We start from the raw sequence: 15309 nt of genomic DNA, 5'->3' as shown, positions 1-15309 counted from the left end.
TAATTAACTTTACTTAAATGCTATTGCTTGAATTCTCTGCCGGATGCAAACTTGTTTAGTGGGCAGAAGTACTACTACTTACCACCAGATTCTTGGAAGGCGAAAATAATAAAGCCTGTTTATGCAACCTATGGTGAATAAGTAGCCTCTTACATACTAAACCACTTCTAGCATGGCTCATTTGCATACAACTTGCCTGAAAAAATGCAGTACTATTTTCCGGGTGCTCTGTTTATGGATTGCATTCACCTCTTGCCACAAAGAGGACGTTTTAGAAGGAGTAGATACGCAAGCACTCTTTGCGCCTCCAACCCAGGCAGAAATAGAAACCGTGAAAGCAGACTGGAAGAACAGAGATTTAGCAGTGAAAGGATTCCGTCTGGAGCAAGCCATTCCACTTTCAGCAAATGGGCCATTATTGCAGTTTGTTTCCTTTGAGGTTAATAACTACCGGCAATATGGAGCGTTAATTATTCCTCCTACAGAAAAACCTTTGCCAGTATATCTGTCCATCTATGGCTATGACAATAATAATCCTGTTAATCAACAAACCCTACGCATAAACACTTCGCAAACAGATAGTATTCCTTTTATTTACGCTATTCCAGCCTTACGCGGACAAACACTTGTGCTGACTATTAACGGAGTAGAATACCGGTCGCCTCCATCAGAAGGCCCTCACGCCGATGCTTTTGATGGAGCTACCGACGATGCAATTGCATTCCTGAATGTTATACAAGCACATTTCCCTCAGGCTGATGTAAACAAAACTGCTGTCAGAGGAGGTAGCCGGGGAGGTACAGTAGCTTTATTAATGGCTGAGCGGGATCAACGGGTTAAACTGGCTGTTGGGGTTGCTTTCCCAACAGATTTAATTGGACTAACGGCTAAAAATCAGCGTGATCCTACCTATCAAAATCAATTTCTGCAAGGGTTGCTCAATGGTTCAGGTTCCGTAGCTCAAACCCGTCAGAAAATGATTGCCAGTTCTCCTCTGTTTTTTTGTGAGTTTCTACCAAAAACCCAGATTCATTTTGGTGCAGACGATAAAATTACCCCTGTCCAACAAGGCAGTTTACTAAGCAATAAGATGCATGAGCTAGGAGTAGGCAATCAGCTGGAGTTTTATACCTACCCAGGCAGATCGCATACAAACATTGGACAGGATAATCAGGAGCTCGTTTCCCGTATTCAAACATTCCTTTCTCAATTATTTTAAGCAAGCAACAGCTTCCTGTTATATGCCTTGCTGAAAATTACTTTTTCTCAGTAGAGAATGAATAGGGAAAATCCTCTGACTTAACACCTCTTTGTTTATTGGGGGAAGCGGACATCGTAAAATTCAGGGTGGCTCCCTGCATGAGTTCCTGGTGGCTCAGCCAGTTTTTGCTATAGGGCTTTCCATGCAAGGACAACTCCTGTACATACCTGTTTCCGGCACTATTATTTTGGGCGTTAATGATCAATTGCTTCCCATTTTCTAATTGCAGGGTTATTTTTCGAAACAAAGGTGCTCCTAGTACATACTGGTCGGTAGCCGGGCAAACCGGATAAAAGCCCATGGCAGAAAACACATACCAGGCTGAAGTTTGTCCGTTATCTTCATCACCACAATATCCATCCGGAGTTGGCTGATACATCCGGTTCATGGTTTCGCGGACCCAATACTGGGTTTTCCAGGGTTCACCGGCAAAATTATACAGGTAGATCAGGTGCTGAATGGGCTGGTTGCCATGTGCATACTGGCCCATGTTGGCAATCTGCATCTCCCGGATTTCATGTATTACGGACCGGTAATAACTTTCATCATAGACTGGTGGCAGGATAAATACAGAATCCAGTTTGGCTGCAAACTTTTCCTTTCCGCCCATTAAATTAATTAATCCCTGTACATCATGAAACACCGACCAGGTATAATGCCAGCTATTGCCCTCTGTAAAGGCATCTCCCCACTTAAAGGGGTTAAACGGCGACTGAAACGTACCATCCTGGTTTTTACCCCGCATTAGTCCGCTTACCGGATCATACAAATTCCGGTAATTCTGGCTACGTTTGGCAAACAACTCTATTTCCTTTTTGGGACGTTTCAGGGCTTTGGCCAGCTGATAAATAGTAAAATCATCATAGGCATACTCCAGGGTACGGGCAGCATTTTCATTTATGCCTACATCATAGGGCACATAGCCTAGTTTATTGTAGTGCTTCACGCCTGCCCTACCAACAGCCGTCAAGGGTCCTTCATTTTCAGCATTTTTCAGCAGTGCCTCATACAACGCCTGAATATCATACCCACGGGCACCTTTCAGGTAGGCATCGGCTACCACAGAAGCAGAGTTAGAACCCACCATTACATTCCGCAACCCTGGGCTTGCCCATTCCGGCAACCAGCCGCCTTCTTTATAGGCATTGGCCAGACCTTCCTGCATCTGGGCATTTAGTGAAGGGTACATCAGGTTGAGGAAGGGAAAAAGAGAGCGGAACGTATCCCAGAAGCCAGTATCGGTGAACATATAGCCTGGCAATACTTTTCCATTATAGGGACTGTAATGCATTACTTTTCCGCCTGCATCCAGCTCATAAAACTTCCTGGGAAAAAGCAAACTGCGGTACAAGCAGGAATAAAAGGTTCTTAGTTGGTCTATGGTACCCCCTTCTACTGCAACCCGGCTTAGTTCTTTGTTCCAGGCATCTTTCCCCTGTTGCTTCACTGCTTCAAAATCTGCCGTTCCGATTTCATTCAAATTCAGCTCTGCTTGCTCTGGGCTTATGAACGAAGAAGCTACCCTGGCTTGCACCTGTTCTCCTTTACTTGTTTTAAAGCCGACTAAAGCCCCTACATGATCAGCCGTCAGTTCTACGTTATTGGCTTGTACCTGGTTCCCACTCCAAGTAGCGGTACTTGCAAAGGGTTTGTCAAAAATGATGACAAAGTAATTTTTAAAGTTCTCGGGTACGCCGCCACTGTTTTTAGTCGTATAGCCGGTGATTTTGTTTTCAGCAGGTATGATTTTTATAGACGATCCTTTATCAAAAGCATCAATTAACACATATGCACTATCGGTCTGAGGAAAGATAAAGCGGAACCTGGCAGCACGTTCGGTAGGTGTAATTTCCGTTGTCAGGTTATAATCGGCCAGGTAAACGCTGTAGTAATACGGCTTTACAACTTCCGATTTATGAGAAAACCAGCTGGCACGTTCCTCTTCATTTATTCTGGGTTTTCCGGTAAGGGGCATTATGGAAAATTGCCCGTAATCATTCATCCAGGGAGAAGGCTGATGGGTTTGTTTAAAGCCCCGGATTTTATCGGCGGCATAAGTATATCCCCATCCATCGCCCATTTTGCCGGTTTGCGGCATCCAGAAGTTCATTCCCCAGGGCAAAGCAATTGCCGGGTAGGTATTTCCATTAGAAAGACTCGGTTTAGAATCCGTACCCACTAACGGATTTACCCATTCTACCGGATCAGTTACTTTGTCTACAAGCTGGGCATAGGTGCCTGCAGGAATAACTAAACAAAAAGCAACTAGAAATTTTAGCATATGCATACACGTGATCAAGAAAGAAGTAGAAAAATAAGTGGCCGCCGACAACATGCCCTGGATGTGCCAATATATAGATTTATCCTGCATGAACGCTACATTGCCAGGTAGAAATTCAAAACCAATACAATAAAGAAACTCAGCTTAACCTAACAAAAAATTTTAGACTAGAACTTTTTTGCTAACATTTGAGACATATGTGCTAATAGCTCTGGCAAAAACCGATTATTTTATAGGTAGAAAGAATCTGGGCATATTCTACGGCGGCCTGTTTATCAAACAGGCTATCATGCATTTTTTTCATTTTTTATTCCTTCTTACCCCTCACCACCATGAATAACTCATCACAGGCTGCTTCTGCGGAAGCTCCAACACCAACCATCGATTCGCAAAGAATGGAAGCCTTTCTGGGGAAAGTTGTCACTGATTTTGGCGCTGCTTTCAGTGCACCTTTATGTTATATAGGAGACAAACTAGGCTTGTATAAAGCTATGGCTTTTGCAGGTCCCCTTTCGCACGAAGAAGTAGCACAACGCACCCAAACAGATGCTCGCTATGTGCGGGAATGGCTCATTAATCAGGCAGCCGGAGGATATATGACGTATGATCCTCAAAGCAAGAAATATACATTACCCGACGAACAGGCAACTGCCTTAACTGTAGAAGACAGTCCGTACTATGTGGTAGGAGGGTTTCAGATAGTGAGTGCCATGAACAAAGCCTTAGAACGGATTACAGAAGGTTTCCAGACTGGTAAAGGTATGTTATGGGGAGAACACCACCACAGTTTGTTTCAGGGTACTGAACGTTTTTTTAAGCCCAGCTACATAGGAAACCTGCTTCAGAACTGGTTGCCTGCTGTGGAAGGAGCCGAAGAAAAGTTACAAAAAGGGGCTAAAGTAGCCGATATTGGCGCAGGGCATGGCATTTCCACCCTTATCATGGCTAAGGCATTTCCTAACTCTCACTTCTACGGATTCGATAACCACCAACCATCTGTAGAAAGGGCCAATCAGATTGCTCAGCAGGAAGGAGTTGGTAACCGTGTCGAATTTCAGGTAGCCAGTGCCCAGCAGTTTCCTGGCAGTGATTATGATTTAATTGCGTATTTCGATTGTCTACATGATATGGGAGATCCGGTAGGTGCACTAACAAGAGCCTATGAGGCATTAACCCAGGATGGCTCTGTGATGGTAATTGAACCGATGGCAGGCAGAAAGACCGAAGAAAATTTTAATCCGGTGGGACGTGTGTACTCTGGTGCTTCGGTATTATGCTGTACGCCGAATGCCATTGCTTCCGGCCCCTATGCGCTCGGAACCGTTGCCAGTGACAGCGCCTTACAAGAAGTAGCTACCAAAGCAGGATTTAAAAGCTTTACCAGAGTAGCGGAAACACCTTTTAACCGGGTTTTCCAGGGTAAGAAATGATTTTTATGTAAGCCAAATAAGGATCACCGTTTTGATAGACATCCAAGGTATAAACTAATAAACTACCGAATATTGGTTGAAGCTAGGACTTGTAAACACGCACTAGTTACTTTTTCACTTTTCCCTTTAGTCACCCTTTAATCCTTCACTCCTATGAGAACTAGCTGTCTATTTTTTATACTTGCCTGCTTATATTGTCTGCAGGTAGCGGCACAAACACAAAACTCACTGATAGGTACCTGGAAACTGGTTTCGCAATTGGGTGAAGACGAAAATGGCAAACGCCTTACCCGTGATGCCTCCAAAGTAAAAGAGTATAAAATTATTACGCCTACCCATTTTATGTGGATTGCAGAAGTAAAAGGAGATACAGGGAAATATGCCGGAGGGGGAACCTATACTTTTTCCCCCTATGATGGTAAATATATAGAAACGGTGCAGTGGACTTCTCTGCCGGATTTAAAGAAGACTACCTTTGATTTAACCATGAAAGTAGAAGGAAATACATTGCGGCAAACGGGTTGGGCTACCTTACATGGAAAGAAATATCCACAAGACGAAACCTGGGAAAAAGTAAATCTGCCGGCACAACAGGTAGATGAGGCTATTGGCACCTGGCAACTGGTTAGTTACAAGGCTACTGGCAAAGATGGAAAAGAGCAAGTAACGGACAAATCGCAGATGAAACTTATCCGGGTGATCACCCCGACACACTGGATGCAGCTGGGGGAAGCTTTACAAGGGAGTAAATCAACCTTTGCCTACGCTATTGGTGGAACCCATAAACTGAAAAATGCTAAAGTAATAGTAAAATCTGAAATAGGAACAGTACCGTATACCCAAAATGAATGGACTGAATTGACTTACAAAGTGGAAGGAGACAAGATTTTGCAGACGGGTACGCATCATGAGGCAGATGGCAGCACAGCTACTTTCAGCGATGAATTTCAGAGAATTGGAGCCAAACCCAAACTGGCGAAAACGAGTCCGGCTAAATAACAGACTTTCCAACAAAGCCTCTTACGGATGGTAAAAGACCAGTGGACATAACCGGATATTTTTAGCACGCTTTTTGAAACTATCTTTACTCCTTGAGAAATAAAATTAATCAGGGAATAAGTTTCACTTAACTAACCTATATCCACTATGACAACCACATTTGTAAATAAACTAGCCACAGCCACCTTGCTCATCCTTGCTTTGCTGGTGAGCTATCCTAGCCAGGCCGACCATACATACCCAACACCCAGTAAAAAAGAGATCAGGCAGGAAGCCAGGTCTTTGAAGCTACGGGGCAAAAGGCTGCAAGAAGAAGGAAAACAAATGATCCGAGAGAGCCGGACACTAAAAGCTGAATCTGGCAACAGAAAAGAAGCCCGCAAAATCAGAAGAGAAGGCCGCTTGCTGCTGAAAAAAGGAAAAACGATGGAACAGAAAGGCCGCCTGCTCCGGAAAGGTAAAATATCGTATTATGCCGCTATGCGCTATTAAGGTATACTAGCTGTTTAGGCAGCCACTTGTAAATGGCTGCAACTAGAAACATCCTCTTTTTGGTAGAAATGATTTTTTTATTCAGCTATCAATAAGAGGATTTTCTATGTCCGCTTAGCTGATGAATCCATTGTTTCTGCCAGCAAAATGCGGTGGTACGTTAATTTTTTTCGCAGATAGTCTTATATTGCCTACCTCATTCAACTAAGTAGTGCTACGAATAAATCTATGAAAAAGACACAAATTGCGGTAATAGGGCTGGGAGGCGTTGGCGGATATATTGGCTTTAAACTCGCCCAAACCTATGCCGATGACCTGTTGGTGTCGGTGGCATTTGTAGCACGCAGCGAAACGTATCAGGTGGTCTCTACAAACGGCCTTACATTACTTTCTCCTGAACATGCAGAATCAGTGGTTCGCCCGGCACATCTGGCAGAAAATGTTTATTCTTTACCGCAGACAGATATATTCCTGATTTGCGTGAAAGAATATGATTTAGAAAATGTGTGCAACCAGTTAGTGGCGTATATACAGCCAGATACCCTTATTCTTCCATTAATGAATGGAGCCGATATATATGAGAGAATCCGTAAAATTATTCCTCAGGGCATTGTTTTACCTGCTTGTGTGTATGTAGCCTCTAATATCAAACAAAAGGGGATTGTGGAACATAAGGGCAAGCCAGGAAAAGTTATTCTGGGCAAAGATCCTCAATACCCGTCCTTTTCGCCGGATGAACTTTTTCAACTGCTGCAAAAAGCATCTATTAACGTAGACTATCAGGAAGATGCTTTCCCTGCCATCTGGACAAAGTTTATTTTTATTGCCAGCTTTGGATTGGTATCCGCCTGTTACAACAGCCCTATCGGCCAGATACTCGACGAACTGCCTTTACGGAAACGGGCCACCTCCATTATGGAAGAAATACAGGCTATTGCCTTACAAAAGAACATTCCATTACCAGCAGATATTATTGAACAAACGCTCCGGAAAGCAGCAACCTTTCCACCTCATACACCCACTTCCCTACAGCTTGATGTACAAACAAAAAAAACAGCCAATGAACTGGAACTGTTTGCCGGAACCATTATGCGGTATGGAAAATTGTACGGAATTCCCGTCCCAGCCACCGAGTCTATCTACCACCAAATCCGGGAAGAAATACCAGTGAGCATAGGCAGAGCCACAGAAGATAGTTCCAATTCCTAAAACCTAGCAAGCATTAGTCACCATAGAAACATTTGTAAAGAAACGTATGCAACCCTCTTTATCTTCAGGCATAATCCGGGCGATTCAACTAGCTGACAATGCGGCCATGGCTGGCGTTATCCGGCAGGTAATGACCGAATTTGGCGCGGTAGGCGAAGGCTACTCCATTAACGACCCGGAAGTAGATTTTCTGTATGAAGCCTATCAATCCCCAGGCAAAGCTTTTTTTGTTATTGAACATGAACGGCAGGTGAAAGGCGGTGCTGGTATTGCGCCTTTAAAAGGAGGCGATCCCGGTATATGCGAATTGCAAAAAATGTATTTGCTACCTTCTATCCGGGGGATGGGCTTGGGAAAACAACTGCTGGTACATTGCCTGGAGGTAGCCAGAAAGCTAGGCTACCAGCAATGCTACCTGGAAACCGTGAAGCGGATGGAAAAAGCCCAGCAACTTTACCTCTCTTTCGGCTTCCGGCCACTTCCTGGCCCCTTAGGTAATACAGGCCATTATACGACAGATGCCTGGTACGTATTAGATTTGTAAGCTATTTTCAAGCCTGCATGCTAACATTTGTCCCTATTAAAAACATAGGTAAACAAGTTCATTTGCATACCTTTGTCAGCTATACAGCCCTTTTTCAGTTATTCAAGAAACTATACCCTCACTTATTCTTTACATCTATGTCAACAACTAAGCTTCCGGAAGTATGGCTAAGAGGTCCTTTGCCGGATTTCAATCCATGGGTACAACCAGCGGCCCATGCCTTGCTACAGGCACAGGAAGAAATACAAGCCATGGCTTCTTCCTTTCCCGATGTCTTGCTCTGGGAAAAACCGGCTGGCTTGGCATCTGTAGGGTTTCATCTGCAGCATTTAACCGGCGTGCTGGACCGGCTGTTTACGTATGCCAAAGGTGAATCTCTTTCAGAAATACAATTGCAAGCACTGAAGTCGGAAGGAAAATGCCCGCAAGAACCTTGTAGTACAACCCAGCTGGTGGAGGCTTTTTCTGCGCAGGTTGGTAGAGCCCTAGAACAGCTAAAAAAGACCGATGAACAGCAGTTGTTAGCTAAAAGAAGCGTAGGCCGTGCCCAGCTTCCCTCTACTGGCTTGGGCCTGTATTTTCATGCAGCCGAACATACCATGCGGCATGTAGGACAGCTGCTGGTAACTATCAGATTTCTGCTGGATAAGCAACCTGCCTGAATAAACCTGCTGTTTGCCTTATACGCTTTATAATTAAAATGGGCTCTTTGGAAATATACACTATACCAAAGAGCCCATTTTTTTACTAAGCAGATTATTGTCTTATCACCTTATCAATGGTAGAATATACCAGCCTTACTCTTTGCTTTCCTTTTCTACTTCCTGTTCCACATCAGTGGCCGCTTCCTTTAAATCGTTCACTGCATCAGTTACCCCTTTTTTCATCTCCTCCCATACCGATGCGGTAGATTTCTCAAGCTTTTCCAGTTGAGTATCCAGGGTACCTCTTTTCAATTCAAGTTCCTTTAATTCCCGTTGCATTTTGGCTTTTGCCTCCGCACTAGCCTTACTGGATTCCCGCCTGGCATCTTTTGTCCGGTCATTTATTCTGGTTTTCAGTTTGTCGATACGCTTGTCTAACTCCCGGATTTCGTCTCTGGTAGAAGCTAAAAACTTATCTTTACTTTGCTCCAGATCGCTGCCTATATTTTTGGTGGCAGCGCCTATCTTTTCTCCGGCTTTTTCCAAACCTCTTTCCACATCCTCGCCTGCCTTCTCCAGGTTTTTGCCGGCTTTCTTCAATTGGGCTTCAGTCCTTTCCTGATTAGTTTCCGCAGAATCACAGGCATATACAGAGACTATTACCATGCCCGCTAGCAGGATGTGTTTCCAGGAGGTAAAATAACGTTTAGTCAGTTTCATAGTGTTGGGTTATTTAAATTTCTGTTACAAGTTCCTGAAAAATATGTACGCTTTTTACCCGCCCACGGTTTATGTATCCGGCTTTACTCTTCCCGAAAATCTAAAGCAATGGAGTTGAGGCAGTACCGCAAACCGGTAGGCTTTGGTCCATCGTCGAACACATGCCCAATATGCGAGCCACAGCGGACGCATTCTACTTCAGTCCGGACCATTCTCATACTCCGGTCTTCTACTTCCTTTACTTTATCCTCAGACAGTGGGGCATAAAAGCTAGGCCATCCGGTGCCTGAATTAAATTTAGTTTCCGAGCTGAACATAGGATTTCCACAGCCGGCACAGGCGTAAATTCCTTTCTTTTTATTATCGTTATACTTATTAATAAAAGGCAGTTCCGTTCCTTCTTCCCGTAGCACCCGGTAGGCGGCAAAACTCAGCTGGTCTTTCCATTCTTCTTCAGTTTTTACAACCGTATCTCTTAATGATTCATTATTCAACCTGGCCAGCTGATCTGCTGTTAATGGACTTTCGCCTGTTTTAGCAGTAGACACCCCTCCTTCTGGAGAATCTTTCTGCTGAGAGCAGGCAAGCAGAATCAGGAAAGATAGGATTAAAAAGAAACTATTGATTTTTATCATCATATTCATTTGTTTATGTACAAGTATGCAATTAGAAGTATATTCCTTATACATAAAACCAAATCCTACGCAGAAATGTTGCTACTGAGTTAACCAATATCTGGCAAAAAAACGAAAACTCATTAGTTGGTCATAAACCGCCAGGTAACTTTACCAATTGAGTCTGGCTTATTTTTTTCTGCCTTGGAGATACTTCCTTTAAACTGTCCGTTTTGTTGCTTTTCCACCCGGATTTCGCGCCAGCTATACTGGCCTTTTTCATAATTGTAGGTTTCACCATCGTCATCATAGAGCAGGTAGCGGCCTGGCTTTTCTCCATAATGACGTATTTCCAAATCTACTTTCTGACCCGATTTGGGAGCATGTAGCAGGGGTGGCATCAACGGAATAATTCCCCCATCTTTTACAAATACTGGAATTTTGTCTAAGCCTGGCGCTACAGTGATCACTTCCCCATTCCCTGCCAGCTTACCAGTATAAAAATCATACCAGTTGCCTGTGGGTAATACCACTTGGCGGGTAGCCTGACCGGCAAACATAGGGGCTACCAGAAGGTACTCTCCGGCCATATACTGATCTTTAATCTCTTTTGTAACGGCTTCCACATAGGGATTCTCTCCTAAACTGGTTTTTTCTACTACGCTTACCGCTTTTTGAGTAAAGCCCTCTTCCAGATTCATGGCCCGGAAGGGAGGTATTCCCTGGAAATGATACCTGGCAAAAGCTGTATACCAATAGGGCATCATTTGCATCCGCAGCATGGCAATCTCCTGTACCTGTTTGGCTACTTCCGGAAACGACCAGGGTTTAGTGCCGTCTGCCCAGGCATTAATCATGGCCATGGGTGAAAAACACACCGATTGCATACGCCGCAGCCACTCTTCTCCCGTTTTAGAGGCCCGCACTTCAGGTGTCCATAACACGCCGGAAAATCCGCTGTTTACCAATCCTGTAATAAAATCCTGATGGCTGTAGTTGTCATTGTAGATAACATAGGGAAACGAAGAAGCACCGGCATTCGAAGCACGTACCAAGCCATAAGTCCGCTGGTTATTTTTACGGAACATGTCTGTACTGTATTTCTGCACAAGCACTCCGTACGTTTGCCGCATTTGCTCTGCACTTATACCCGAAGGAAAGGTAGCCACATCTGGCCACAACCAGGTATCGTAGCCATCTACTTCATCAATCTTGTATCCACTTACGCCAATATTTACATGGTCTTTTTCGAACTGAGAAAAAAAGATCGTTTGAGCTTCGGGCATAGTCAGGTCTGGCACAACGCCTACCCAAACGGTGTGCGAACCGGTATACGGCAGGATTTTCTCATACATGGAAGCATCCGGAGACACATAAGGATTTGTCCATAGGTTAATGCGTATTCCTTTTGAAAGCATCTGCTGTACAAATTTAGCTGGTTCCGGAAAACGGGTTTTGTCCCATTCAAAGGTACAAGGGTACGATTTGCTTTGCCAGCCAGGTTCCAGGCCAATAAAATCTAAGGGATACTTACGGGAAGCAAACTCTTCTGCTTCGTTTGTTACCTGATCTGCCGTGTACAAGCGGTGTACCCGCTGGGTAAAGCCTAAGCCCCACCGCGGAGGCAAGCACCCGCCTCCGTTAAACAGATTGAACCGCTGCACGGCTTGCAAAGGTTCTTTTCCACCAAAAATATATAACTCTACGCCTGCTGCCGGCACTAATATCTCCACAGCATCTGAATAAGGCCGGGAACTCCAGGTTGTATCCGTATTGCGGTCTTTTGCTTCTGGTGGATGCTTACTGTCTTTGCGTACGGCAGCACCTGCATAAATATCTAAGTAGCGGGCCGAGTTTACAAATACCCCATACCCTCTGGAAGATACATAAAAAGGGACCGGGGCATGCGTCCGGCCATTGTCTTTATTCCCATAATGATCTACATGCAGTTGCATAACCTTTCCGCGCTGATGCACTGTCTGAAAGTTTAACCCAAACCCATACACCTGTTCTTCCCTAGCCAGAGGTAAGCGGACATAAGTTTTTCCATCCCGGATTTCTACCACTATTTCGTCTCTCTCAAACGGAAACGTTGCCTCGCCTATGGCCGAGATGGCCGCTATGTTGGGAGATACACCAGCTGCCCTAAGCAACGTATAGGCTTCAGGTTTCCCGGCTTCCGCTTTCCAGATACCTGCAGCTACTTCTGTCCAGGTGAGGGATTGACAAAAGCTGGTAAGTGGATTCATCAACCAGAGAATGAATAGCCCGGTAAGAAGATAGATTATTGGTTTGTGGGGAAATAATTTTTTCTGGCGGAAAAGTCTATTTGTTGAACTTGCGGGCCATGTAGCTATCTGCGGGTTTTCTGGCGGCGTTTGAGGGGGATAAGGCATAGAAGAACAGCAATTGAGTCGTGAAATGGAAATTCGTCATTTCTTTCTCAATAGTCAACATTGCTGTATAAATACCTAGTAGGAGATTTTTTAGCTGAAGCAGGGCTAGAAGAGTTTTTTAACCCGGTTTGTTAACGAATGCGTAAAGCTTTTAATGGACTCTACTACCGAATGAGAACGTTCTTGTTCTTCCCGCCACTTCCAGTATTGATCTTCGGGCACATCTGTAGTGCCAGATTGTCTGCATTCTCTGTTCAGCCGTTGCCAGTCGTTTTTCCATTCCAAGGGAATGAGTACTGGTATTAAATTTTTGCCACGCCTGAAATGCCTTGAGCTACACTTTCTACCTTTAAAATCTTTCATTGCAATAGCTTTTATGTTAATCAGTCATTTTACCTACCTTATACTTACGAGGTTTTGAGCAAAAAGTAGACAATTCATTGAAAATACACAAACTGTTCCTGCAAAAAATTGCTACTAAATCACTAACTAGCCAGCTGCCAGCAATACGGCTGGCAAGGTGCTGCCACATACGGTTTGCCAAGCAAATGCACAGCTATCTGACCTGGAATACCCTTTAACGACAAAGTCTTAGTTGCCGCCCTGGGAGGCTGAAGCAATAAGCGGTAGGTTTCATGCGATATAACAAAACTATTGTTGAGCTGCTTGGTTGCCTGTTGCAAACGTGCCGCCAGATTTACCGGATACCCCATCACGGTTAACTGGTTATTTACGCCTAACTCTAATCTTCCTACCACTCCTCTTCCTACATGCACGCCAATTCCTACCTGAAAGGTGTGTTGATATATTGGCTCAAAGTAACATTTATTCATTTCATCCAGTTCCCGGAGTATAGCCAGACCTGCCTCAACGGCTGACGTGGCTGCCTGGGAAAGAGACTGTTCCAAACCAAAAACAGCATACAACCCATCGCCTGCTGTTTCAATAATAGTACCGCCAGAAGAGTGAATAGCCTGCCGGAAAATCCGGAATGCCTCTTGTAACAGCTGCATGACTTCCAGTACCGGCCGGGAAGCAATAAAGGGAGTAAAATCACGTATATCCAGAAAAAAGAAAGCTAACTCTTTTTCCTGCAGCCCCTGCCCTGGTTGGCTTAGTGCATTGCCTGCAATTTCATAATTTACAAGTGTAGCTTTCGGACCGGGACTTACTTTAGTAAAATGTCTCATGGCTGTGTGGTTTGGTTGTTACAAAGTAACAACCAACCAGTGACAACCCTATGTCAGTAGTAGTTGGAAATTTTTCTATATATTTATTAATTATTCTACCCGTATTTACCATACGTAGCTACAGAGTTGAAAGGGAAAGCTACCGGTGCAGGTTAGCGTCTAATCTAGTTTTGCTAGCCTACTTATCCGTTTGGTTAATAAGGTTGGTCAGTAGGTTTTCCGGCCAAAGAAACAGCACAAGTAGCCCACAACCAATAGTGATTCCAAATAACATAGCCATTGTTAGCAATAACTTCCGGTTTCCCAGGGTAGCTACAATACCCGCTTTAAAAGCCAGATTGGAGAGGGAAGCAATTAATACGATTTTCCATCCGGCATGGGGTTCCAGACTTTGAGTATTCACCAGTCTGGCTGTAGAAAGGGTAATGGCATCTACATCTGTCAGGCCAGAGATAATGGCTACGGTATACAACCCATTTCTTCCAAAATAATCTTTTGCAGCCGCCGTACCCAAAACAACCAGCCCATAGATCAGCCCAAAAACTAAGGCACTTTTGAGCTGAGCCGGATTTTTCTGTTCCAGCATACTTTTTTCCTGCCCGTGATGGTTGCCTGTATAGGTAATTACCGAAAGAATAATCATCACCAGCAGGACGACACCCAGAGGCAGAGCAAACGTAAGCAGATACCGGGGAGCTACCACTGCTATTTCTACCAAGATACGGATAAAGGCAATGGCTGAAGCGGCTGTTATAACAAAAGCTGCCGGTTTAACTAGTTTTGGAGCCTCTTTGCTATGCTTGGCGTAGGATACGGTAGTGGCCGTACTGGAGATAAGTCCGCCCAGAATACCTCCCAGAATAATGCCTGCCTTGCTGCCCCAGAACTTATAGGCAAAATATCCGGCTATACCAATACCCACAATCAGCACTACCATCAGCCAGATATCACGCGGATTAAGTACCTGATATGGGCCATACGTACGGTCTGGCAGGATAGGCAAAATCACCAGAGAAATGAGTACAAACTGCATGATCACCCGTATATCTGCGTACCCAAAACGGCTTACCAGCGTATGCAAAGGATTTTTGAAATGAAGCAGCACAGCTGTAATGGCTCCACAAGCTATGGCAATGGGTTGGTTGCCAAAGGGCAGGTAAGCTCCAACTACAAACATCAGTAATATAGCTGCTTCTGTCGTTTGCCCTGGATCATCTGAGGGGTGGTAGATATTTACGGCTATTACCAGTCCGGCTACTGCTAGTAATGCACCTGCCAGCACAAAACCACCAAACTGCTGAGCCAGTAATCCGCTAATTGTTCCAAATAAAGTGATGATGGGAAAGGTACGTATACCGGCAATAGCCGAGTTGGCGTGTTCTCGCTGCAGGCCCACCAGTAAGCCTAGACCCAAGGAAATACCGAAGATTTTTATCAGCTCAACATTCATTTGTTTGATATATCACCCTTTTTTCAAGATTCTGCATTTGTGAGCAGGAGTATTCAGGAGTACCTTCTAAAAAGAACCT

Annotated in this window: 14 protein-coding genes; 7 read left to right on the top strand and 7 right to left on the bottom strand. The window is 44.4% G+C overall.

Features of this window, described 5'->3' with window-relative positions:
- Positions 1–172: 172 nt before the first annotated feature.
- Entirely contained in the window at positions 173–1219 is a 1047-nt protein-coding gene (locus Q0590_RS29475; RefSeq protein WP_302041241.1) for an alpha/beta hydrolase family protein, read from the top strand.
- Positions 1220–1256: 37 nt separating this feature from the next.
- Here Q0590_RS29475 and Q0590_RS29470 read toward each other — a convergent pair whose 3' ends face one another.
- Positions 1257–3542 (bottom strand): GH92 family glycosyl hydrolase, encoded by a 2286-nt coding sequence (locus Q0590_RS29470; protein WP_302041240.1) that lies wholly within the window; start codon positions 3540–3542, stop codon positions 1257–1259.
- A 332-nt stretch (positions 3543–3874) separates the two neighbouring features.
- On the opposite strand from Q0590_RS29470, the gene Q0590_RS29465 reads away from it, so the two are divergent.
- From Q0590_RS29465 to Q0590_RS29440, 6 genes are all read left to right on the top strand, one after another.
- Positions 3875–4972, top strand: a complete 1098-nt coding sequence (locus Q0590_RS29465; RefSeq protein ID WP_302041239.1) for a class I SAM-dependent methyltransferase — start codon at positions 3875–3877, stop codon at positions 4970–4972.
- Positions 4973–5125: 153 nt separating this feature from the next.
- Complete coding sequence (locus Q0590_RS29460; protein WP_302041238.1) at positions 5126–5971, top strand: DUF4488 domain-containing protein; 846 nt, start codon at positions 5126–5128, stop codon at positions 5969–5971.
- Between the two features lie 147 nt (positions 5972–6118).
- A complete protein-coding gene (locus Q0590_RS29455; RefSeq protein ID WP_302041237.1) occupies positions 6119–6463 on the top strand; it encodes a hypothetical protein in 345 nt (114 codons plus the stop codon).
- Positions 6464–6691: 228 nt separating this feature from the next.
- Complete coding sequence (locus Q0590_RS29450) at positions 6692–7672, top strand: ketopantoate reductase family protein (RefSeq protein WP_302041236.1); 981 nt, start codon at positions 6692–6694, stop codon at positions 7670–7672.
- Between the two features lie 46 nt (positions 7673–7718).
- Entirely contained in the window at positions 7719–8216 is a 498-nt protein-coding gene (locus Q0590_RS29445; protein WP_302041235.1) for a GNAT family N-acetyltransferase, read from the top strand.
- 137 nt (positions 8217–8353) lie between these two features.
- Positions 8354–8878 carry a DinB family protein gene (locus Q0590_RS29440; RefSeq protein ID WP_302041234.1) on the top strand — a complete coding sequence of 175 codons (525 nt, stop codon included), beginning with the start codon at positions 8354–8356 and terminating at the stop codon, positions 8876–8878.
- A gap of 135 nt (positions 8879–9013) precedes the next feature.
- Here Q0590_RS29440 and Q0590_RS29435 read toward each other — a convergent pair whose 3' ends face one another.
- The 6 genes from Q0590_RS29435 to Q0590_RS29410 form a co-directional block, all read right to left on the bottom strand.
- Positions 9014–9580, bottom strand: a complete 567-nt coding sequence (locus Q0590_RS29435) for a sll1863 family stress response protein (RefSeq protein ID WP_302041233.1) — start codon at positions 9578–9580, stop codon at positions 9014–9016.
- An 83-nt stretch (positions 9581–9663) separates the two neighbouring features.
- Complete coding sequence (gene msrB, locus Q0590_RS29430) at positions 9664–10218, bottom strand: peptide-methionine (R)-S-oxide reductase MsrB (protein WP_302041232.1); 555 nt, start codon at positions 10216–10218, stop codon at positions 9664–9666.
- Between the two features lie 119 nt (positions 10219–10337).
- The gene (locus Q0590_RS29425; RefSeq protein WP_302041268.1) at positions 10338–12443 is read right to left on the bottom strand and encodes a glycoside hydrolase family 31 protein; all 2106 of its coding nucleotides are present in this window, start codon (positions 12441–12443) and stop codon (positions 10338–10340) included.
- Between the two features lie 252 nt (positions 12444–12695).
- Entirely contained in the window at positions 12696–12953 is a 258-nt protein-coding gene (locus Q0590_RS29420; RefSeq protein WP_302041231.1) for a hypothetical protein, read from the bottom strand.
- A gap of 122 nt (positions 12954–13075) precedes the next feature.
- Entirely contained in the window at positions 13076–13780 is a 705-nt protein-coding gene (locus Q0590_RS29415) for an adenylate/guanylate cyclase domain-containing protein (protein WP_302041230.1), read from the bottom strand.
- A 178-nt stretch (positions 13781–13958) separates the two neighbouring features.
- Positions 13959–15230: an MgtC/SapB family protein gene (locus tag Q0590_RS29410; RefSeq protein WP_302041229.1), complete on the bottom strand. Its 1272-nt coding sequence runs from the start codon at positions 15228–15230 to the stop codon at positions 13959–13961.
- Positions 15231–15309 lie beyond the last annotated feature (79 nt).

Source organism: Rhodocytophaga aerolata, assembly GCF_030503435.1.
In the GTDB taxonomy this organism is placed as follows: domain Bacteria; phylum Bacteroidota; class Bacteroidia; order Cytophagales; family 172606-1; genus Rhodocytophaga; species Rhodocytophaga aerolata.
The sequence above is the reverse complement of the archived record's forward strand: the minus strand, read 5'-3'. Positions and strand labels throughout refer to the sequence as shown.

Bases quoted from the DNA above. Each gene is read 5' to 3' on its own strand.
- Q0590_RS29475 (WP_302041241.1), top strand. From the start codon at position 173: ATGGCTCATTTGCATACAACTTGCCTGAAAAAATGCAGTACTATTTTC.
- Q0590_RS29470 (WP_302041240.1), bottom strand. From the start codon at position 3,542: ATGCTAAAATTTCTAGTTGCTTTTTGTTTAGTTATTCCTGCAGGCACC.
- Q0590_RS29465 (WP_302041239.1), top strand. From the start codon at position 3,875: ATGAATAACTCATCACAGGCTGCTTCTGCGGAAGCTCCAACACCAACC.
- Q0590_RS29460 (WP_302041238.1), top strand. From the start codon at position 5,126: ATGAGAACTAGCTGTCTATTTTTTATACTTGCCTGCTTATATTGTCTG.
- Q0590_RS29455 (WP_302041237.1), top strand. From the start codon at position 6,119: ATGACAACCACATTTGTAAATAAACTAGCCACAGCCACCTTGCTCATC.
- Q0590_RS29450 (WP_302041236.1), top strand. From the start codon at position 6,692: ATGAAAAAGACACAAATTGCGGTAATAGGGCTGGGAGGCGTTGGCGGA.
- Q0590_RS29445 (WP_302041235.1), top strand. From the start codon at position 7,719: ATGCAACCCTCTTTATCTTCAGGCATAATCCGGGCGATTCAACTAGCT.
- Q0590_RS29440 (WP_302041234.1), top strand. From the start codon at position 8,354: ATGTCAACAACTAAGCTTCCGGAAGTATGGCTAAGAGGTCCTTTGCCG.
- Q0590_RS29435 (WP_302041233.1), bottom strand. From the start codon at position 9,580: ATGAAACTGACTAAACGTTATTTTACCTCCTGGAAACACATCCTGCTA.
- msrB (WP_302041232.1), bottom strand. From the start codon at position 10,218: ATGATGATAAAAATCAATAGTTTCTTTTTAATCCTATCTTTCCTGATT.
- Q0590_RS29425 (WP_302041268.1), bottom strand. From the start codon at position 12,443: ATGAATCCACTTACCAGCTTTTGTCAATCCCTCACCTGGACAGAAGTA.
- Q0590_RS29420 (WP_302041231.1), bottom strand. From the start codon at position 12,953: ATGAAAGATTTTAAAGGTAGAAAGTGTAGCTCAAGGCATTTCAGGCGT.
- Q0590_RS29415 (WP_302041230.1), bottom strand. From the start codon at position 13,780: ATGAGACATTTTACTAAAGTAAGTCCCGGTCCGAAAGCTACACTTGTA.
- Q0590_RS29410 (WP_302041229.1), bottom strand. From the start codon at position 15,230: ATGAATGTTGAGCTGATAAAAATCTTCGGTATTTCCTTGGGTCTAGGC.